Raw genomic sequence first — 19311 nt, 5'->3', positions numbered from 1 at the left:
TTTTATAGGGGTTGATCAGTGTGTTGAATACTTCTTCAACAAGCGCTCGGGAGGGGACTAGGGTGGCGCCAGAATTATAAAAAAGGCGCATCACTATGACTGCAATGACGCACTGTCTGGACCGCCCCGGTTTCCTGCCCCGACTGTCGTCCCATCATCTGTCCCGCGAGCGGCTGATCGAGCCCATGCTGGTCTCGACTGCGCGGGTGAAGTTGCTTTGCGCGCCGGCCGGTAGTGGCAAGAGCGCGTTGCTCACCGAATGCCTGCTGCGGGCGCCGGAGCACTCTCGGGTCTGTTGGCTGCCGCTGGCGGGGGCGTCGTTGAGTGCAGCCGATTTTCTGTTGCGCCTGACGCAAGCGCTGGGTCTGCCCTCGGCGGATGAGCCCGGGCTGCTGGCGCATCTGGCCCGATTACAGGCGCCGACCTGGCTGTTTCTGGATGATTACTGCCGCGCACCCAATCCGGAACTCGACCGGATGCTCGATCGCCTGTTGGCCGTCGCCAGCCCGGCGCTGACCTGGTGGCTGAGCTCCCGTCGACGACCATCCTGCAATTGGCCGCGGCTGCTGCTGGATGATGAGTTGTACGAGTGCGAAGGCCGGACGCTGGCGTTTACCGAGGCCGAGGTCGGGCAGTTGCTCGGTCATGTCGAGCCGACCCTGGCGGCACAAACCGCCAAAAGGGTAGTTGAGCGCAGCGGTGGCTGGTGCGCTGGCGTGCGGATCGCGTTGCTCAATGGTTGTCCGTGGTCTGGTGAACAGGGGCGTTCGGCGACGCTGCTCGATTATCTGCAGCATGAGTTGTTCAACACCTTGCCGCCGGAGTTGGTTGAAGTCTGGCAGGTGTTGGTTCATCTGCCACGCTTCAACGCCAGCCTGTGCGAGCATCTTTTCGGTACGGGTGAGGGCGCACAGTGGCTGCACGCGTTGCAGGAAATGGGCTGCTTCATTGAACCCAGGGAAGACTCCGTCGAGTGGTTGCGGATCTTCGAGCCATTGGCCCGGGCGATGCGTGAAGAGCCGACCCCGGCCGGGCGATCCTGGCATCGCCGCGCGTGCCAATGGTTCAGCACCGAAGAAGACTGGCAAGGTGCGTTCGAGCAGGCTCTGTTGGCGCAGGAGTTCGAAGTGGCGGTCAGCCTGTTGCAGCACTTCAGCTTCGAGCATTTGTTCCGGCGTGAAAATGCTTGTCTGTTGTTGAATCTACACGAGCGTCAACAGGCTGAGCTGACCCTTGTTACACCGCAATTGGTGGGACTGGTTACTGCGGCGTTGTTGTTTGCCGGGCGCTTCGATCATGCTGCCGTGTGCATTGAGCAACTGGCTCGATTTGCCCCACAGCCTACGCAAAAACTGCAACGGCAACTGCTGGCACGCTGGCAGGCGCAACAGGGCTGGTTGCTGCATTTGCAAGGCCGCATGGAGGCGGCCCGTGCGCACTTTCTCGATGCGCTGGCCGAGTTGAGCGTCGATGCCTGGCCGGTGCGATTGTTGTGCCTGTCGGGTCTGACCCAGCAGGCCTTGCTCAACGCCGAACTCGATGCGGCGCAGACGTTCAATCGTGAGGCGCTGTGTCTGGCGCGCGCCCAAGGCTCGCTATTGTTCGAAGGGCTGCTTGAACTCGATCACGCGCAGTTGCTGGAGATGCGCGGTGCGCCCCGACGCGCCGAGAGCTTGTTGGCTGAAGTTTTTGCCCTGTTGTCCCGACAGGCTGATCGACCGACGCCGTTATTGGGGCGAATTGCCCTGCGGCGAGGGCGGTTGGCCCTCTGTCAGGGACAAGATGAGTTGGCCGCCGATTTCTTCCAGTCCGGCCTGGAGGACTGCCTGCAAAGCCAGGACAAGCACGCGCTGTATGGCTTTCTCGGGCAAGCGCAGATGGCCGCCAATCAGCGCGATTACGCCCTTGCGTTTGATCGTTTGCGCGAAGCCGAACGCGTGATGCAGCAGCGCCAGATTCCCGATACGGTGTATCGCGGGGTGCTGCTGCAAATCAGCAGCCATTTCTGGTTGCAGCAAGGGCGACCGGAGTTGGCCTGTGAAGCGCTGACCCGTGTCTTGCGTCACTATCGCGGGCCTCGTGCACGCCAGGCGCCACCGGCCACGCTTCAACTGATTGCCCGTATCGAGTACCAATTGGTGTTGGCGCAGATGCATTTGCAACAGACGCAAAAGCCGCTGGATCGGCTGCAGGAGTTGCTCGATCACGCGCAACGGCATGCCATGCTGGCGCTGGAAACGGAATTGCATTTGGCGATCAGCGAAGTGGCGGACCTGACCGCGGAGCCCAGGCTGGCCAGGGCGGCTTTGGAGGCGGGCCTGGCGCTGGTAAAGCGTTGTAATGGGCAACAGGCGTTGCGTGAACTGGGGCTGCGCCAGCCGAACTTGCTCAGCCGTTTGCGCGGGGAAGAGTCGGTGACGGCCATGCTCGCCGATGTCAGCCCGCTGAGTACCCGGGAGATTGAGGTGCTGGGTCTCATTGCCCAAGGCAGTTCCAATCAGCAAATTGCCGAGCGACTGTTCATCTCCTTGCATACGGTGAAAACCCACGCCCGGAGAATCCACAGCAAATTGGGGGTTGAGCGTCGGACGCAAGCCGTGGCAATGGGCAAGAAGCTGGGGCTGATCCTGCCCGTCTGATCAGCGCCGTTGCGTTCAGGTTGTCAATGCGTCTGGCTGATAACCCATGCGCCAACTCACTGCTCGTGTGGCAGACAGCAAACGCTGCGCCGCGGGACCGTTTTCATCGGCATGGAACAGCGAGGTGGGCCCGACCACGGTCAGTACTGCCGCAATCTTGCCCATGGCGTTGAATACCGGTGCCGACAAGGCATCCACACCGGGCATCAACAATCCATGCACATGATGCAGGCCCCGTTGGCGGATCTGTTCGCACATCGTCGTGTACGCCTGATCATCCGCCAAGCTGTGGGTGGCGCTGCTCTGCAACTCCTGATCGCGCAGGTCCACGGTTTCACGCCTGGGCAGGTAGGCGCCAAATACCAGTCCCGTCGAAGAACTGAGCAATGGCAACACCGAGCCCAGTTGTGTCACCACCGTCACCGCACGCACCGCCGGTTCGATATGCACCACGGTCGCGCCCTGGTTACCCCATACCGCCAGAAAACAGGTTTCGTTCAAGTCGTCACGCAACTCGGACAAGGGCAGGGCGGCAACTTTCAGCACGTCCATACTGTTGAGTGCCGCCAACCCTACACGCAAGGCTTCGCGGCCCAGGCCGTAATGGTTGGTGGCGGCGTTCTGTTCGGCAAAACCGCTGGCGATCAAGGCCTGCAAATAGCGGTGAACCTTGCTCGCCGGCATCTGCACGTGTTCAGCCAGGCGCGACAGCGAAGTGGAGGGCGACAACTCGGCCAGAGCCTTGAGGATGTCGGTGCCAACCTCAGCCGAGCGGACTTTCTGTTTGCCGTTGCTGTCGCTGGTAGGTTTTTCCATGGTGGCGGTTTGATCCTGTAACGAATGGGCGTCTTTATAGCTTGACGGTCAATACCAATCAAATTACGTTATGCGTAATCTAATTACGATAAAAATAACCGAGGCTGGCCAGTAACTCTTCCAAAGGGTGACCGGCATTGCCGACTCCCTGTTCAGGAGGCTCCATGAACCCCGATTCAACGACGCCAGCGCTGGCCTACCTGCCAGGCTTCGGCAACGAATTCAGCAGCGAAGCGTTGCCCGGCGCACTGCCCGTCGGCCAGAACTCCCCGCAAAAAGCCCCGTACGGCCTCTACACCGAACTGTTCTCCGGCACGGCGTTCACCATGCCGCGCAGCGAGGCGCGGCGCACCTGGATGTACCGCATCCAGCCGTCGGCCAATCACCCGGCATTCGTCAAACTTGACCGGCAACTGGCCGGCGGTCCGCTGGGTGACGTGACCCCCAATCGCCTGCGCTGGAACCCGTTGGAGATTCCTGCCGAGCCGACCGATTTCATCGACGGTCTGGTGAGCATGGCGGCCAACTCGGGCGCGGAAAAACCGGCCGGGATCAGCATCTACAACTACTGCGCCAACCGTTCCATGGAGCGTGTGTTATTCAACGCCGACGGCGAGATGTTGCTGGTGCCTGAACTGGGGCGCCTGCGCATTGCCACCGAACTCGGCGTGCTTGAACTGGAACCGCTGGAAATTGCCGTACTGCCACGCGGCCTTAAATTCCGCATCGAACTGCTTGACCCGCAAGCCCGCGGTTATGTCGCCGAAAACCATGGCGCGCCGCTGCGTCTGCCGGACCTGGGGCCGATTGGCAGCAATGGCCTGGCCAATCCGCGGGACTTCCTGACCCCGGTGGCGGCCTACGAAAACCTGCAACAACCGACCACGCTGGTGCAGAAATTCCTCGGCCAGTTGTGGGCGTGCGAGCTTGATCATTCGCCGCTCAACGTGGTTGCCTGGCACGGTAATAACGTGCCGTACAAATATGACCTGCGCCGTTTCAACACCATCGGCACCGTCAGTTTCGATCACCCTGATCCGTCGATCTTCACGGTATTGACCTCGCCAACCAGCGTCCACGGCCTGGCCAACCTCGACTTCGTGATCTTCCCGCCGCGCTGGATGGTGGCCGAGAAAACCTTCCGCCCGCCGTGGTTCCATCGCAACCTGATGAACGAATTCATGGGTTTGATCCAGGGCGAATACGACGCCAAGGCTGAAGGTTTTGTGCCCGGCGGTGCTTCGTTGCACAGCTGCATGAGCGCCCACGGTCCCGACGGTGAGACTTGCACCAAAGCGATCAACGCTGACCTCAAGCCGGCGAAAATCGACAACACCATGGCGTTCATGTTCGAAACCAGCCAAGTGTTGCGCCCAAGCCGTTTCGCCCTCGATTGCCCACAACTGCAAAATACCTACGACGCCTGCTGGGCTACGCTGCCCGCCACTTTCGACCCGACCCGGAGATAACCCATGACGCAGACTTCCATCACTCGCAGCTGGGTTGCGTCCGCCAACGGCCACGCGGACTTCCCCCTGCAAAACCTGCCGCTGGGCGTATTCAGCCTCAATGGCTCGGCACCGCGCAGTGGCGTGGCCATTGGCGAGCATATCTTTGATCTGCAAGCGGCCCTTGAAGTCGGGTTGTTCGATGGCGCCGCGAAGGCTGCGGTCGAGGCTACTTGTTGCGGCCAGTTGAATGCGTTCTTCGAACTGGGCCGCGAGGCCCGTGTGGCCCTGCGTGAACGCTTGCTGGAACTGTTCGCCGAAGGCAGCACCCTGCACGGCAAGATCGAAGCCCAGGGCGCAAAACTGCTGCCGCTGGCGGTGGATTGCGAGATGCACCTGCCGGCGAAAATCAACGATTACACCGATTTCTACGTCGGCATCGAGCACGCGCAGAACGTCGGCAAACTGTTCCGTCCCGACAACCCGCTGCTACCGAACTACAAGTACGTGCCAATCGGCTACCACGGTCGTGCGTCGACCATTCGCCCATCCGGTACTGACGTCCGCCGCCCGAAAGGCCAGACGTTGCCGGCCGGTCAGAGCGAACCGACGTTTGGCCCTTGCGCGCGCCTGGACTACGAACTGGAGCTGGGCATCTGGATCGGCCAGGGCAACGACATGGGCGACTCGATTGCCATTGGCGACGCCGCCGACCACATCGCCGGTTTCTGCCTGCTCAACGACTGGTCGGCACGGGACATCCAGGCCTGGGAATACCAGCCGCTGGGGCCGTTCCTGTCGAAAAGCTTCATCACCAGCATCTCGCCGTGGGTGGTCACCGCCGAAGCACTGGAGCCGTTCCGTCGTGCCCAGCCTGCGCGTCCGCAGGGCGATCCGCAGCCGCTGCCGTACCTGCTCGACAAGCGCGATCAGGCCGCTGGTGCGTTCGACATCGAACTGGAAGTGTTGCTGCTCACCGAGGCGATGCGCGAGCAGAACCTGCCAGCCCATCGCCTGACCCTGAGCAACACCGGGCACATGTACTGGACCGTGGCACAAATGGTCGCGCACCACAGCGTCAATGGTTGCCAATTGCAGGCCGGGGACTTGTTCGGCTCGGGCACGTTGTCGGGACCGCAGAGCGGTCAGTTCGGCAGCCTGCTGGAAATTACCGAGGGCGGTAAAAAGCCGATCGAACTGGCCTCGGGCGAGGTGCGTAAATTCCTCGAGGACGGCGACGAAATCATCCTGCGCGGACGTTGCCGCCGCGACGGGTTCGCGTCCATTGGCTTCGGCGAATGCCGCGGCAAAGTGCTGCCGGCGCGCTGACAGGAGCAGGGCATGGAACTCTATACCTACTACCGTTCGACTTCGTCGTACCGGGTGCGTATCGCGTTGGCGCTCAAGGGTCTGGATTATCAATCCTTGCCAGTCAACCTGATCGCACCGCAGGGTGGCGAGCATCGGCAGCCGCCTTATCTGGGCATCAACCCGCAGGGCCGTGTGCCGGCCTTGCGCACCGATGAAGGCGAATTGCTGATCCAGTCTCCCGCGATCATCGAGTACCTGGAGGAGCGTTATCCACAGGTGCCCCTGCTGTCCAAAGACCTGGCTGCCCGTGCTCACGAGCGCGGCGTGGCGGCAGTGATCGGCTGCGATGTGCACCCGCTGCACAACGTCAGCGTGCTCAATCGGCTGCGCCAGTCGGGCCACGACGAACCGCAGGTGGTGGAGTGGATCGGCCACTGGATCGGCCAAGGGTTGGCGACGGTGGAGCAGTTGATCGGTGATGAGGGTTACTGTTTCGGCACCGAACCCGGGTTGGCGGATGTCTACTTGATCCCGCAACTGTACGCGGCCGAGCGGTTCAATGTTTCTCTTGAAGCTTACCCGCGAATCCGGCGAGTGGCGGCATTGGCGGCGACACACCCGGCGTTCATCAAGGCGCATCCGGCGAATCAGCCAGATACGCCTTAAGTCAGAAGCAGGATCTTTTGCTTTTAATGAACGATGGCGTTCGGCGGCAAATGCCCCAACCGTTCCGTCAGGCGAATCCGCTGGATCGGATCGTCGCTGAGCAGCAGTGCGTGCTCCAGATCAAAACGCTCGGCGTTCGGGCAGTCCAGTCGTTGGTACAAGCTGGCCCGGGCCAGATAGTCGGCGGCGCTGGCGTTGCCCAGTTCCAGGACACGCTCGGCGTCGATCAAGGCATTGATGAAATCGTCGTGGGACAGGTACAACTGGCGCAGGTTGCGCGACAGCCGTTGCAGCATCTGTACCGGCTCGGCGGTTTCCAGGTGCTCGGCGCTGAGCTTGATGTTCGGGCCGTACTGGCGGTGCAACAACTCCCGACAATCGTTGGGATAAAGGCGACGACCGCCGCAGGGATCGAGCAAATGATCGGCGCCCGGCACCCGCAGCAGGAAATGCCCGGGAAAGTTGACCCCGACCAGGGGAATCTCCAGGCCCCTGGCCAACTCCAGTGCTATCAGCGCCAGCGTCAAGGGTTGCCCTCTTCGGCGTTCCAGTACCTTGTTCAGCAGTGCCACTTGCGGGCGCAACGGCGTGAAATCGTCCTGGGCGAAGCCAAGGTCATTCAGGCGCCGCAGCAGCGGCTGGGCCAGTTCACTGACCGGCAGCATCGGCAAGCCGCCGCTGACCCGTTGCTGCAACTCCTGGAAATCGGCCAGCAGTGCTTGCGGCTCCACTTCGCTGTCGTGCTCGACCGCAATCCACAGTGCCGCCTCGAACAGCGCGGGCGGTGAACGTTGCAGGCAGGCGAAGAACGATTGGCGCGGGGTCATCAAAATCTCCGGGCAATGCCTCGTTTTAGCCCCCTCTCCGGCGTTCGTCCAGTGCCGTACAAGGTCGAATGCAGGTTATTTCCTAAAGCTTGCATCGTGGCCGTGCTTATTCCGGTGCGCTTCTGCAATTTTTGGGCGCAAGCCTATACTGGCGACTACAAGAAGTGATTCGGGAGCCTTACGATGTTCGCTCTCATGCAAAGCACCCGCCTTGAATCGCTGCATCTGAGCGTTGACTCGGTCACCGGGTTGAAGGCGGTCATTGCCATTCATAACAGCCGCTTGGGGCCTGCCCTGGGCGGCTGTCGTTACCTTGCCTATCCCAGCGACGAGTCTGCGGTCGAGGATGCGGTGCGCCTTGCCCAAGGCATGAGTTACAAGGCGGCACTGGCCGGCCTGGCTCAGGGCGGCGGTGTGGCGGTGATCATCCGCCCCGTTCACGTGGCCAACCGCGCCGCGCTGTTCGAAGCCTTCGGGCGCTGTATCAATCAGCTCGACGGGCGCTACATCACGGCCATCGACAGTGGCACCTCAGTGGCGGACATGGATTGCATTGCCCAACAGACCCAACACGTCACCAGCACCACCTCGGCGGGCGACCCCGCGCCGCACGCGGCGATGGGTGTATTCACCGGTATTCGCGCCACTGCAATGGCGCGACTGGGCAGCGATAACCTCGAAGGCCTGCGCGTCGCCATTCAAGGCCTGGGCAACGTCGGTTATGCCCTGGCAGAACAGTTGCACGCCGCCGGGGCCGAACTGCTGGTCAGCGATATCGATCACGGCAAGGTGCAACTGGCGATGGAGCAACTCGGGGCTCACCCCATCGCCAACGACGCACTGCTCAGCACGCCTTGCGATATTCTTGCGCCGTGCGGTTTGGGCGGAGTGCTGAACAGCCACAGCGTGACGCAACTGCGCTGCTCGGCAGTGGCCGGTTCGGCGAACAACCAACTGACCCATCTGGACGTCGCCGATCAGTTGGAACGGCGGGGCATCCTGTATGCGCCGGACTACGTGATCAATGCCGGCGGTTTGATCTATGTTTCGCTCAAACATCGGGGCGAAGAACTGGGAACCATCACCGCGCACCTGTCGAAAATCAGTTCGCGCCTGACTGAAGTGTTCGCCCACGCCCAAGCGGAAAAACGCTCACCGGCCCGGGTGGCGGACGAACTGGCGGAGAAAGTGTTGTACCGGTGAGTCAGGCATGAGTTTTCCACAGGCATGAAAAAGGCCCTGAGCCATTCGACTCAGGGCCTGTTCAATTTGCGCGTTGCTTACTTGGCGGCTTTGGGGGCCTTGGCAGGCTTGGCCGGGGCGATCGGCTCAGCGGCTTCAACGACCTCGAGCGCTGCGACAGGTTCTGCGACTTCAACCGGTGCGCTGAGCAATTCGGACAGAGCGTCCGGCTGGCTCTTGAACGCCTTGGCGAACACGTCGCGATTCTTCGCCATGTAGATCCCGGCTTCTTCCACTTGCTGCTCGGTCAGGGACGGAACGGCTTTTTGCAACACTTCAGCCAGCAATTCGGCCAGTTCGAGCATTTTGTCATGACGGTCAGCTTCGGCTTTATCCATGAACAAACGCTCCAGATCTCGGCTGCTGCGGTATACCACTTCGACGGCCATTCACCACCTCACATGCCTTCACATTGGTTGTCGATTTCGACTACTGTATTTATATACAGCCAAAGGATAAGCGAAACCCTGTCTTTTGGATAGTGGCTTTTCAATGTAGACCGGATTCGAGATTTGTCAGGTGAGGCGCTGTACGGGTGCGACCAAACGCCACGGCGCGCGATCCAGAGCGGCTCGCCATCATGGGCTGGCCTTTTTTCTGCATGCAGAAAAACCGTCACGTCCAACCCGCATCATCCGGTCGAGCCGACCTAAGGAAGCATCATCGTGAAAATCAACTGGGCCGAAAAACTGCGGCAGAACGTGCATGGACTGGCCGAGTCCCTGGGCAATCTGTTCGTCGAAACCTTCCACTACCTGGCGCTGTTCGCCATTGGTGCGGTGACCGCGTGGGCGGCGGTGATGGAATTCCTCGGGATGATCGAAGAGGGGCACATCAAGATCGATGACATCTTGCTGCTGTTCATCTATCTGGAACTGGGAGCGATGGTCGGGATTTACTTCAAGACCAATCACATGCCGGTGCGCTTCCTGATCTACGTGGCGATCACCGCGCTGACGCGGCTGCTGATTTCCAACGTTTCGCACCACAACCCGCCGGACCTTGGGATCATCTACCTGTGCGGCGGGATTCTGCTGCTGGCGTTTGCGATTCTGGTGGTGCGTTATGCTTCGTCGCAATTTCCTTCGGTGAAGATTGAGAACCCGCACCGCAAGACAGGTGCGGGCTCCAGTGAGCATTCCGAAGTAGAAAAGGGCGAGCTTTAAAGCTCCATGGCGGGTCGGGGCCGGCCTTTGGCTGGTGGCGGCAGGCTGTGCATGCCGCCATCGGTCATGGATTCGAGGATGGCCACGGCACTGTGGCCCTGCTCGATGGCAATGCCGAACTGAATGCTTTGCACCAGTCGTTTCAGGCGCTCGGGGTCATTGCGTTGTTCGGCACTGATCATGCGCTTTGCGACTACGCGTCCACTGTTGGACAGGGTCAGCATGATGCTGCCATCCAGGCCCTGAATGCTCAGGTTGATCTGGTAATCCGCTGCAAAGGCATCGGTAATGAGCTGGAAAGGGTTGTCCATGATGCGTCACCGCCTGATTGAACGTGCAGTTGTTGACCGGCCGTGATCGGGTTGGTTCGCAATGCCTGACCACCGGCCATCTCGCCATCATTGTTCCAACCAGGATGTAGCAAGGGGCATGCCGACAAAATTGTCGGACAAAAAAACGTTCTGTAGGAGCGAGCCTGCTCGCGATGGTCGTGAACGATAACGCGTCAAACCAGATGGTTTGCGGCGCCTGAGGGTTTTTCGCGAGCAAGCTCGCTCCTACAGGGGCCGCGTTTTCTGCACGTTTCAGGGCAATAAACCTCGGTGTGCAACCAAAACGGTCAACATTCCACCCAGTTCACCGCCAGTCCGCCCCGTGACGTCTCTTTGTACTTGTCGTGCATGTCGGCGCCGGTGTCACGCATGGTGCGAATCACCCGGTCCAGGGAAATGAAGTGCTGGCCGTCGCCACGCAGGGCCATTTGCGTGGCGTTGATGGCTTTCACTGCGGCGATCGCATTGCGCTCGATGCACGGCACTTGTACCAGTCCGCCAACCGGGTCGCAGGTGAGGCCGAGGTTGTGTTCCAGGCCGATTTCGGCGGCGTTTTCCAGCTGCTCCGGGGTGGCGCCAAGCACCTCTGCCAGGCCGGCGGCGGCCATGGCGCAGGCGGAGCCGACTTCACCCTGGCAGCCGACTTCGGCCCCGGAGATCGAAGCGTTTTTCTTGCACAGGATGCCGACGGCCGCTGCGCCCAGGAAGAACGCGACCACGTCATCGTCAGACGCATCGGCATTGAATTTCATGTAGTAGTGCAGCACCGCGGGAATGATCCCCGCCGCGCCGTTGGTCGGTGCCGTGACCATGCGCCCGCCGGCTGCGTTTTCTTCGTTCACGGCAAGGGCATACAGGTTGACCCATTCCATTGCCGACAAAGTGGACGTAATGACATTCGGCTTGCCGATTTCCTGCAGGCTGCGATGCAGTTTCGCCGCTCGACGTGGAACATTCAGACCGCCGGGCAAGATGCCTTCGTGACGCAAGCCCTGCTCGACGCATTCGCGCATCACCGACCAGATATGCAACAGGCCCTGGCGAATCTCGGCATCACCACGCCATGCCCGTTCGTTGGCCATCATCAGTTCGCTCACCCGCAGGCCGTGCTGGTTGCAGAGTTTGAGCAGTTCGGCGGCGCTGGAGAAATCGTAAGGCAGCACCACATCGCCGGCCAGTGCGACCCCGGATTCGGCTTCGGCCGCTTCGATGATGAAACCGCCGCCCACCGAGTAATAGGTCTGCTCGAACAATTCGCCGGTTTCACCGAAAGCTGTCAGGGACATGGCGTTGGGGTGGTAGGGCAGGCTCTCGTTTAGCAGCAGGAGATCGTGTTGCCAGTCGAAGGCAATGTCCGCAACGCCTGCCAGGCACAATTTGCCGGTTTCGCGCAGGGTGTGAATGCGGCTGTCGATGGTGGTGGGGTCGATGCGGTCGGGCCATTCGCCCATCAGGCCCATGACGCAGGCGCGGTCCGTTGCGTGGCCGACGCCGGTCGCTGACAGAGAACCATAGAGGCGAATTTCCACGCGTCGCACGTCAGCCAGAAAACCGTGATCGACCAGCGCTTGGGCAAAGGTTGCGGCAGCGCGCATCGGACCGACGGTATGGGAGCTGGACGGGCCGATGCCGACTTTGAATAGATCGAAAACACTGATAGCCATGCTAAAGCCTTTACATGCAATGGAAGGGTAATCGCTGCCATTTCTGTAGGACAAGCGCTATTTGGGCGATACTGCCTGTCACGATCCTGCGTGACCAACGAAAATTCCTAAGACATCCTTTAGCAGGACTAAACGATGAGCCGTCAATTACACGCCCAGACATATGTCTGGTTGAACGTGTTTGCCTGTGCCGCGCGGCACTTGTCGTTCACCCGCTGCGCCGAAGAGCTGCACATCACACCGGGGGCGGTCAGCCAGCAGATCCGTCAGCTGGAAGAACGCCTGGGTTTTCGTCTGTTTCACCGCCGCGCCCGCGGAGTGGAGTTGAGCGCTGAGGGCCAGCGTCTGGCCATTACCGTCAACGAGGCATTTGGCAGCATCGACGCGGAATTGCGGCGACTGGATGCGGGCATGATCAGCGGGATTCTGCGGGTACGTTCGATTCCGTCGTTCCTGAGCAAATGGCTGACGCCGCGTCTGCCGCGTTTGCAGCAGCGTTTTCCGGATATTCAGTTGCGCCTGGTGGCCGAGGACAGCAGCGTGCCGTTGCATGAAGGCGACTTCGACCTGGCGATCGACCTGAACGACGGCAGCTACCCGGGCCTGTTATCCACAGCCTTGCTCGATGAGCAGATTTTTCCTGTGTGTGCACCGAGCCTGTTGCGCGGTCGTCCGCCGCTGCACGGTCCGGCAGACCTGATGCACTTTCCCTTGCTGCACGACATCACCGCCTGGCGCGGCAGCTATGAGTACGCGGAATGGGAGTTTTACCTCAACGCCATCGGTTTCGAGGGGGCGGATGTGCGACGCGGGCATACGTTCAATCGCAATCACCTGACGATCGAAGCGGCCATCGCCGGGATGGGGGTGGCGATTGCCCGACGGACACTGCTCAACGATGAGCTGGAGCGTGGGGCGTTGATCGTGCCGTTCGGCCTGGCGGTGCCCAATCACAAGCGCTACATGCTGCTTTACGCACCAGGGGCATTGAGCCATCCGGGTGTGCGCGCGGTGCACGATTGGTTGGTGGAGGAGGCGGGCGCTTTTCGCAGTTTGCACCCGTTGGGGGAGCGGCAAATGTGAGCAATTATTACGTAAGAGCAGGGCGACCCAACTCCCGACCTTAACAGCGCTTTTACCGGTTGTCCGGCTTTTTTTGCGATTGAAAATTTATCTTTTTTAGGGGGTTGAATTGTTCAGCGTACAGACCGATTGTGTAAGCAAGAGGTCACGGTGATGACGCCCAAGGGCTTAGCTGACCGGCCTCTCGCGAGCTAGCTGAAATAAGGGATGAACTATGCAAATCCAAGTCAATAGCGATAACCATATTCAAGGCAGTAAACGACTGGAGGAGTGGGTACGTACGACCATTGAGAGCACGCTCGAACGCTACGAAGAGGACCTGACACGCGTCGAGGTTCACCTGCGGGACGAGAACGGCGACAAGCCGGGTCCCCATGACATGCGCTGCCAACTGGAGGCGCGGCCAAAAGGCCATCAACCGGTTTCCGTCACCCATAAAGCCTCCACCATGGAGCAGGCGATCGACGGAGCAGCTACCAAACTTGAACATGCGCTGGAGCATATGTTCGGCAAATTACGCGGCAAACGAGCCAATGTGGTGCCCATCGAGAGTGGCGCCCATGCCGACCAGCTGCTGGAAGAAGAGTTTCTGGAAAACGAACAGGCGGCGCTTAACGGCTGACACCTGATTCACTTTTTACCTACCCATTAGAACGGGCCTGCATTGCAGGCCCGTTTTCGTTTGGGTGGCTTTTGGATTCCATGGCCATTGGACTGGGCTATCGGGACGGCCGAGTTTGCGGTGCAGCCAATGGGCGTAATAGAGGGCTGCACCCGATCCTTTTGCATATGAGAATATTTATCATTAATATTGCAACCTTGCCGGCCCCCTGACGCTGTCGTGGCCTCCCCGGTTTTCAGGTCGGAACATGAACGATGATCACTCTGCCCCCAGACCCCCACGATATCGAACGCGACGAACAGCGTGGCGACCGTGCGCAGTTTCTCCAGGTGTTTCTCTCCCAGCGTTCACAAATGGAGGCACTGGTGAGTCGGCGCGTCGGTTGCCGGGCGACGGCGGCTGACCTGGTGCAGGACTTGTTCCTGCGTTTCTGGCGGCGGCCGCTGGTGCAGGTCGAGGAGCTCGGCACGTATCTGCTGCGCTGCGCCGGCAATATCGCCATCGACCATTTGCGCAGTGAAGGCACGCGGGTCCGGGCCAGTGAAGGCTTGATGGTGGAACCACCGGACAGCCACGGCTGCGGACCGCAAGCGGCGCTGGAGGCGGGCAACGATTTGCGCCACGTCGAAGCGGCGTTGCGCGCATTACCGCAGCGCACGCGGCAGATCTTTTTGCTCAATCGCATTCACGGCCGTAAATACGCCGAGATCGCCAAGGCCATGGGTTTGTCCCAAAGTGCCGTGGAAAAACATATGATGCGCGCCCTCGAAGCCTGCAAGGCCAGCCTTCGGGAGCCTGAAATACGAACGCCAGGGAAAGCACCGTGAACCACTTCGAACGCGTCACCCCGACGCCCGCTCAGGAGCAGGCCGCGCTGGCCTGGCTGAGCCTGTTGCATGACCAGCCTGGCAGTGGTGATCAGGCGGCGTTCAGCCAATGGTTGCGAGCCGATACTGCTCATGCGCAGGCGTATGCCCAGGCGCAGGTCTTGTGGGAGTTGAGCGAAGGGCCGGCGCGCACGCTGGCCGATGAAGACGCTTTTGCCATGCAAGGCTATCTCAATGCCATCAAACGCTCGCGGCGCAGCACGGTCGGACGTTGGTCGGGTGCGCTGGCGATGGCCGCGTGCCTGCTGTTGATGATCAGTCTCGGCACAGGCTGGCAGCCGATGCGCTGGATTGATGACCTGGGGGCGGATTACGTCTCGGCACCGGGGGAAATTCGCACAGTTACCCTGGCCGATCAGTCACAGGTGACTCTGGATGCCGACAGCGCCATCGCCGTGGATTTCAGTCGCGGTGAGCGACATGTACAACTGCGTCGCGGCGCCGGTTTTTTCAGTGTCACCCACACCGGCGAGCCGTTTGTGGTGGACGCCGAGAAAGGCCAGACGCGGGTCTTGGGCACGCAGTTCGAAGTCCGTTTGCAGCCCCACGGTGCGCAGGTCACGGTGCTGTCAGGGCGGGTTGGCGTGACGGCGGAGCAGAACGCCGAACAGCAAATTCTTACCGCTGGCCAGCAAGTGGCCTACGGCGAAGGCTCGGCGGAAAAACTCCACGCGGTGGACAGCGAAGCGCAGTTGGCATGGCGCCAGGGCTGGCTCAATTACTACAAGGCGACGTTGGCCGATGTGGTGCAGGATTTGGCGCGCTATTACCCCGGACGGATCGTGTTGCTCAATGATGAACTGGCGGCACGCCGGGTCAGTGGTAGCTTTCCGAGCAGGAACCCGCAGGCGGTGTTGAGTTCACTGCAAGGTGTGTTGGGGTTTGAGCAGCATCAGGTGTTGGGGCATCTGATTATTTTGCGTTGAATCGATCGGCCCCATCGCGAGCAAGCTCGCTCCCACAGGTATTGAGTCGGTCACAATATTGGGGCAACACATAACCCTGTGGGAGCGAGCTTGCTCGCGATGGCGGCAGATCAGACACCCAATCACTCAAGTAAAAATATTTTCAAATTGTGATGAGGTAAACCCGATTGCCATTCGTGTAGTGACTGAAACTGCGATTCATTCGCATCCGTTGCGGTTCTACACAGGTCATGAGTCATGAAGTCCAGGGCAAAATCGGGTTCGGTCAAACAATGGTTGGGTGTGTCTGCGTTGAGCTTTTCGGCATTGGCCTTGTTGCCGCTGAGCGTGGCACTGGCCGCAGAGGCGGGCAGCAGCCAGTCGCGGGCGCAATTCAATTTCGCGCTGGCCGCCAAACCGCTGCCCCAGGCCCTGAGTGATTTCAGCCGGGTGACCGGTATCAGCGTGGTCTACACCGATGAGGCGCCGTACGGCCTCAATGCGCCGGCCATCAATGGCCAGATGAGCGCCGAACAGGCCCTGCAACGACTGCTCACTGGTTCGGGCTTGACCTTCCGTCGCACCGACGGCCACACCATTGCACTGGAACCACGGCCGACTGAAGGCGCATTGAATCTCGGCGCGACCACCATCACCTCGTCGATGGATGAATCCATGAGCTACCAGCCGCCACCGACTTCTTCAGTGATGCGCTCCTCGGCCCCGATTCAGGAAATCCCGCAGACCATCAACGTCGTCCCGGCCCAGGTCATTCGCGACCAGGCTCCGCGCAATCTCGATGACGCCCTGGCCAATGTCAGTGGCATCACCCAGGCCAACACCCTTGGCAGCACCCAGGACTCGGTGATGGTCCGCGGCTTTGGCGACAACCGTAACGGCTCGATCATGCGAGACGGCATGCCGATCGTGCAGGGTCGTGGTCTCAACGCCAGCGTCGACCGGGTCGAAGTACTCAAGGGCCCGGCCTCGTTGCTCTACGGCATCCAGGATCCGGGCGGCGTGGTCAACATGGTCAGCAAGAAGCCCGAGCTTGAGCAGTACAACGCCTTGACCGTGCGCGGCTCGAGCTATGGCGACGGCAAGAATGGCAGCGGCGGCGGTCTCGACAGCACCGGTGCCCTGGGCGACTCCGGGCTGGCGTACCGCATGGTGCTCGACTACGAAGACGAAGATTACTGGCGCAACTTCGGTGTACATCGTGAGAGCCTGATCGCGCCGTCGCTGGCCTGGTACGGTGAAAGCACCAAGTTGCTGTTCTCCTATGAGCACCGCGAATTCCTCACGCCGTTTGACCGAGGCACGCTGATCGATCCACGGACCAACCATCCGCTGGACATCTCGCGCAACGAGCGTCTCGACGAGCCGTTCAACAACATGGAAGGGCGTTCGGACCTCTATCACTTCGAGGCCGATCACGAGCTCAACGACAACTGGAAGGCCCATTTCGGCTACAGCTGGAACCGCGAAACCTACGACGCCAGCCAGGTGCGCGTGACTGCAATCGACACCAATAAGGGCACCCTGACCCGCAGCATGGACGGCACCCGGAATGCGATCAGCACCGACCGCTTCACCACCGCCAGCCTCGAAGGCAACGTGGATGTGTTCGGCATGCAGCATGACCTGCTGTTCGGCGTCGATGACGAGTACCGCAAGATTTTCCGCGAAGACCTGATCCGCCAGAAAAGCCGCACCCAGTTCAGCTACGTGAACCCGATCTATGGCCAGGAAGTGCCGGGCACCACTGTCAGTGCGGCCGACAGCGCGCAGACCGATGAACTGCGTAGCGATTCGGTGTTCCTGCAGGATTCCATCCACCTCAACGACCAATGGATTCTGGTGGCCGGCGCGCGCTTCCAGGCGTACGACCAATACGCCGGCAAAGGCGTACCGTTCCACGCCAACACCGACAGTAACGGGCAGAAATGGGTGCCGCGCGCGGGCCTGGTATACAAATACACCGATGCCTTGTCGTTTTATGGCAGCTACACCGAGTCGTTCAAACCCAACTCGACCATCGCGCCGTTGAGCGGCAGCAGCACCGTGCTTGACGGCGGCATCGCGCCGGAAGAAGCCAAGTCCTGGGAGCTGGGTGCCAAGCTCGATCTGCCGGGCCGCGTCACTGGCAACATCGCGCTGTTCGACATCAAGAAACGCAACGTGCTGGTGGCCAACGCCGAAGGCCCGACCACGATTTACAGTGCCGCCGGCGAAGTGCGTTCCCGTGGCCTGGAAGTGGACTTGAGCGGTCAGCTGACGGATCGCTGGAGCATGATCGGCAGCTACGCCTACACCGATGCCGAAGTCACCGAAGACCCTGTTTACAAGGGCAATCAACTGCAAAACGTGGCAAAGAACAGCGGCTCGCTGTCGGCCGTCTATGACTTCGGCACCATCGTCGGCGGCGACCAACTGCGGGTCGGCGCCGGGGCGCGTTATGTGGGGGAGCGCGCGGGCAATGCGGTGAACGATTTCGACCTGCCGAGCTACACCGTGGCCGATGCGTTCGCCACCTACGACACAAAGGTCGAAGGGCAGAAGGTCAAGTTCCAGCTCAACGTGAAGAACCTGTTTGACCGTACTTACTACACCTCGGCGGCGAGTCGGTTCTTTGTGTCGATGGGTGACTCGCGGCAGGTGACGTTGTCGAGCACCTTGGAGTTCTGACGACTGTTTCTCCCTGTGGGAGCGAGCCTGCTCGCGATGGCGGCCTGAAGGACGCCGAAAATCCCGCGCCTAGCGCAAAAACGCCTGGCGATATTCGCCGGGCGTTCCACCGAGGGCCTGGCGAAACCGGTTGGTGAAATGGCTGGCACTGGAAAATCCGCAGGCCAGCGCAATCTCCCCCAGTGGCTGCAAGGTCGTGCGCAGCAACTCCTGCGCCCGGTTCAGGCGTCGTGCCAGCACATACTGGTGGGGTGGCAAGCCGAAGCTTTCGCGGAACATCCGCGCGAAGTGGTATTCCGACAACGCGCACAACGCCGCCAACTGGCCGAGACTGATGGCCTCGTCCAGATGGCTGTCGATGTACTCCACCAGATGTCGGCGCTGATGCGCGGCCAACCCACCTTTAAGGCGCAGGCCTTGCCGGGCATTGACCTGGCTGAGCAGGGCATGGCTGAGCAGTTCGTGAGCCAGGCTGCTGGTGAGCAGGCGCTCGCCCGGCTCGTCCCAGTTCAGGGTGATCAACTGTCGAAAGCGCAGCGCCTGCTGCGGATCATCGAGAAAGGTCTGCTCGCGCAGTTGCATTTCCCGTGGCTCGCGATCGAGCAGGGTGACACAGCCGAGGGCAAATTGTTCGGGGCTGAAATACAGGTGCGCCAGACGAATGTCGCCGTTGATCACCCAGCCTGACTGGTGACCGGCCGGCAGGATGCACAGTTTGTCCGGGCCGCCCTTGGTTGCGGGCTGATCGCGGCGGAAGGTACCGGTGCCGCCAGCAATGTAACAGGACAGCGTATGGTGGCTGGGTGCTTCGTATTCCTGGGCGTCGTGGTGATTGCTCCACAAAGCTGCAGACAAGCCGTCCCCGAGCTCGGCGCTGTGCTCGAGGCGAGCATTCGGCGAGCGGTTGAGGGCTTGAAAGACTTGTAGGGTATCCAGTACAGCCATGATCGTTGCTCTCTAACACCTGCATCCAACGCCCTGCATCCTACTCCGTAGACGCGTGCCTGCCAGCCTG

At 60.7% G+C, this 19311-nt stretch carries 16 protein-coding genes and 1 pseudogene; 11 read left to right on the top strand and 6 right to left on the bottom strand.

Features of this window, described 5'->3' with window-relative positions:
* The first annotated feature begins 95 nt into the window (after positions 1-95).
* The gene (locus tag AC1DKH_RS08890; RefSeq protein WP_477797979.1) at positions 96-2639 is read left to right on the top strand and encodes a LuxR C-terminal-related transcriptional regulator; all 2544 of its coding nucleotides are present in this window, start codon (positions 96-98) and stop codon (positions 2637-2639) included.
* A gap of 15 nt (positions 2640-2654) precedes the next feature.
* On the opposite strand, the gene AC1DKH_RS08885 is transcribed toward AC1DKH_RS08890, so the two are convergent.
* Positions 2655-3455 carry an IclR family transcriptional regulator gene (locus AC1DKH_RS08885; protein ID WP_477752938.1) on the bottom strand — a complete coding sequence of 267 codons (801 nt, stop codon included), beginning with the start codon at positions 3453-3455 and terminating at the stop codon, positions 2655-2657.
* A gap of 164 nt (positions 3456-3619) precedes the next feature.
* Here AC1DKH_RS08885 and hmgA point away from each other — a divergent pair, with 164 nt between their 5' ends.
* The 3 genes from hmgA to maiA are packed head-to-tail and all read left to right on the top strand — an operon-like array spanning position 3620 to position 6880.
* Complete coding sequence (hmgA, locus tag AC1DKH_RS08880) at positions 3620-4924, top strand: homogentisate 1,2-dioxygenase (RefSeq protein ID WP_477797978.1); 1305 nt, start codon at positions 3620-3622, stop codon at positions 4922-4924.
* 3 nt (positions 4925-4927) lie between these two features.
* Positions 4928-6232 carry a fumarylacetoacetase gene (gene fahA / locus AC1DKH_RS08875; protein WP_477797977.1) on the top strand — a complete coding sequence of 435 codons (1305 nt, stop codon included), beginning with the start codon at positions 4928-4930 and terminating at the stop codon, positions 6230-6232.
* Positions 6233-6244: 12 nt separating this feature from the next.
* Positions 6245-6880, top strand: a complete 636-nt coding sequence (gene maiA / locus AC1DKH_RS08870; RefSeq protein WP_477752935.1) for a maleylacetoacetate isomerase — start codon at positions 6245-6247, stop codon at positions 6878-6880.
* Between the two features lie 23 nt (positions 6881-6903).
* Here maiA and AC1DKH_RS08865 read toward each other — a convergent pair whose 3' ends face one another.
* Positions 6904-7707: a SirB1 family protein gene (locus tag AC1DKH_RS08865; RefSeq protein WP_477752934.1), complete on the bottom strand. Its 804-nt coding sequence runs from the start codon at positions 7705-7707 to the stop codon at positions 6904-6906.
* A gap of 183 nt (positions 7708-7890) precedes the next feature.
* On the opposite strand from AC1DKH_RS08865, the gene AC1DKH_RS08860 reads away from it, so the two are divergent.
* Positions 7891-8910 (top strand): Glu/Leu/Phe/Val dehydrogenase family protein, encoded by a 1020-nt coding sequence (locus tag AC1DKH_RS08860; protein ID WP_477760005.1) that lies wholly within the window; start codon positions 7891-7893, stop codon positions 8908-8910.
* 188 nt (positions 8911-9098) lie between these two features.
* Here AC1DKH_RS08860 and AC1DKH_RS08855 read toward each other — a convergent pair.
* Positions 9099-9338: pseudogene (locus AC1DKH_RS08855) on the bottom strand (YebG family protein); the annotation flags it as partial.
* A gap of 276 nt (positions 9339-9614) precedes the next feature.
* On the opposite strand from AC1DKH_RS08855, the gene AC1DKH_RS08850 reads away from it, so the two are divergent.
* Positions 9615-10115 (top strand): phosphate-starvation-inducible protein PsiE, encoded by a 501-nt coding sequence (locus AC1DKH_RS08850; protein WP_477752932.1) that lies wholly within the window; start codon positions 9615-9617, stop codon positions 10113-10115.
* Here the strand turns inward: AC1DKH_RS08850 and AC1DKH_RS08845 are convergent.
* Both AC1DKH_RS08845 and AC1DKH_RS08840 read right to left on the bottom strand, forming a co-directional pair.
* Positions 10112-10426, bottom strand: coding sequence for a DUF3509 domain-containing protein (locus AC1DKH_RS08845; RefSeq protein ID WP_477797976.1), 315 nt, complete (start codon positions 10424-10426; stop codon positions 10112-10114). The two genes, AC1DKH_RS08850 and AC1DKH_RS08845, sit on opposite strands and share 4 nt — an antisense overlap.
* A gap of 308 nt (positions 10427-10734) precedes the next feature.
* Complete coding sequence (locus AC1DKH_RS08840) at positions 10735-12111, bottom strand: L-serine ammonia-lyase (protein ID WP_477797975.1); 1377 nt, start codon at positions 12109-12111, stop codon at positions 10735-10737.
* 135 nt (positions 12112-12246) lie between these two features.
* Here AC1DKH_RS08840 and AC1DKH_RS08835 point away from each other — a divergent pair, with 135 nt between their 5' ends.
* The 5 genes from AC1DKH_RS08835 to AC1DKH_RS08815 all read left to right on the top strand — a co-directional run bounded on the left by AC1DKH_RS08835 (position 12247) and on the right by AC1DKH_RS08815 (position 18296).
* Positions 12247-13194, top strand: coding sequence for a LysR substrate-binding domain-containing protein (locus tag AC1DKH_RS08835; protein WP_008046773.1), 948 nt, complete (start codon positions 12247-12249; stop codon positions 13192-13194).
* Positions 13195-13408: 214 nt separating this feature from the next.
* Positions 13409-13816: an HPF/RaiA family ribosome-associated protein gene (locus AC1DKH_RS08830; protein ID WP_007970346.1), complete on the top strand. Its 408-nt coding sequence runs from the start codon at positions 13409-13411 to the stop codon at positions 13814-13816.
* A gap of 254 nt (positions 13817-14070) precedes the next feature.
* The gene (locus AC1DKH_RS08825; protein ID WP_477797974.1) at positions 14071-14643 is read left to right on the top strand and encodes an RNA polymerase sigma factor; all 573 of its coding nucleotides are present in this window, start codon (positions 14071-14073) and stop codon (positions 14641-14643) included.
* Positions 14640-15629, top strand: coding sequence for a FecR family protein (locus tag AC1DKH_RS08820; RefSeq protein ID WP_477752928.1), 990 nt, complete (start codon positions 14640-14642; stop codon positions 15627-15629). The genes AC1DKH_RS08825 and AC1DKH_RS08820 overlap by 4 nt, the downstream gene beginning before the upstream one ends.
* A gap of 237 nt (positions 15630-15866) precedes the next feature.
* Positions 15867-18296 carry a TonB-dependent siderophore receptor gene (locus AC1DKH_RS08815; protein ID WP_477797973.1) on the top strand — a complete coding sequence of 810 codons (2430 nt, stop codon included), beginning with the start codon at positions 15867-15869 and terminating at the stop codon, positions 18294-18296.
* 69 nt (positions 18297-18365) lie between these two features.
* Here the strand turns inward: AC1DKH_RS08815 and AC1DKH_RS08810 are convergent, their stop codons facing one another.
* Positions 18366-19241, bottom strand: a complete 876-nt coding sequence (locus AC1DKH_RS08810) for a helix-turn-helix domain-containing protein (RefSeq protein WP_477763242.1) — start codon at positions 19239-19241, stop codon at positions 18366-18368.
* Between the last annotated feature and the right edge of the window lie 70 nt (positions 19242-19311).

It is taken from the genome of Pseudomonas sp. 05L36, assembly GCF_056398125.1.
This window is presented reverse-complemented; position numbering and strand designations above follow the sequence as displayed.

Bases quoted from the DNA above. Each gene is read 5' to 3' on its own strand.
- AC1DKH_RS08890 (WP_477797979.1), top strand. From the start codon at position 96: ATGACTGCAATGACGCACTGTCTGGACCGCCCCGGTTTCCTGCCCCGA.
- AC1DKH_RS08885 (WP_477752938.1), bottom strand. From the start codon at position 3,455: ATGGAAAAACCTACCAGCGACAGCAACGGCAAACAGAAAGTCCGCTCG.
- hmgA (WP_477797978.1), top strand. From the start codon at position 3,620: ATGAACCCCGATTCAACGACGCCAGCGCTGGCCTACCTGCCAGGCTTC.
- fahA (WP_477797977.1), top strand. From the start codon at position 4,928: ATGACGCAGACTTCCATCACTCGCAGCTGGGTTGCGTCCGCCAACGGC.
- maiA (WP_477752935.1), top strand. From the start codon at position 6,245: ATGGAACTCTATACCTACTACCGTTCGACTTCGTCGTACCGGGTGCGT.
- AC1DKH_RS08865 (WP_477752934.1), bottom strand. From the start codon at position 7,707: ATGACCCCGCGCCAATCGTTCTTCGCCTGCCTGCAACGTTCACCGCCC.
- AC1DKH_RS08860 (WP_477760005.1), top strand. From the start codon at position 7,891: ATGTTCGCTCTCATGCAAAGCACCCGCCTTGAATCGCTGCATCTGAGC.
- AC1DKH_RS08845 (WP_477797976.1), bottom strand. From the start codon at position 10,426: ATGGACAACCCTTTCCAGCTCATTACCGATGCCTTTGCAGCGGATTAC.
- AC1DKH_RS08840 (WP_477797975.1), bottom strand. From the start codon at position 12,111: ATGGCTATCAGTGTTTTCGATCTATTCAAAGTCGGCATCGGCCCGTCC.
- AC1DKH_RS08835 (WP_008046773.1), top strand. From the start codon at position 12,247: ATGAGCCGTCAATTACACGCCCAGACATATGTCTGGTTGAACGTGTTT.
- AC1DKH_RS08830 (WP_007970346.1), top strand. From the start codon at position 13,409: ATGCAAATCCAAGTCAATAGCGATAACCATATTCAAGGCAGTAAACGA.
- AC1DKH_RS08825 (WP_477797974.1), top strand. From the start codon at position 14,071: ATGATCACTCTGCCCCCAGACCCCCACGATATCGAACGCGACGAACAG.
- AC1DKH_RS08815 (WP_477797973.1), top strand. From the start codon at position 15,867: ATGAAGTCCAGGGCAAAATCGGGTTCGGTCAAACAATGGTTGGGTGTG.
- AC1DKH_RS08810 (WP_477763242.1), bottom strand. From the start codon at position 19,241: ATGGCTGTACTGGATACCCTACAAGTCTTTCAAGCCCTCAACCGCTCG.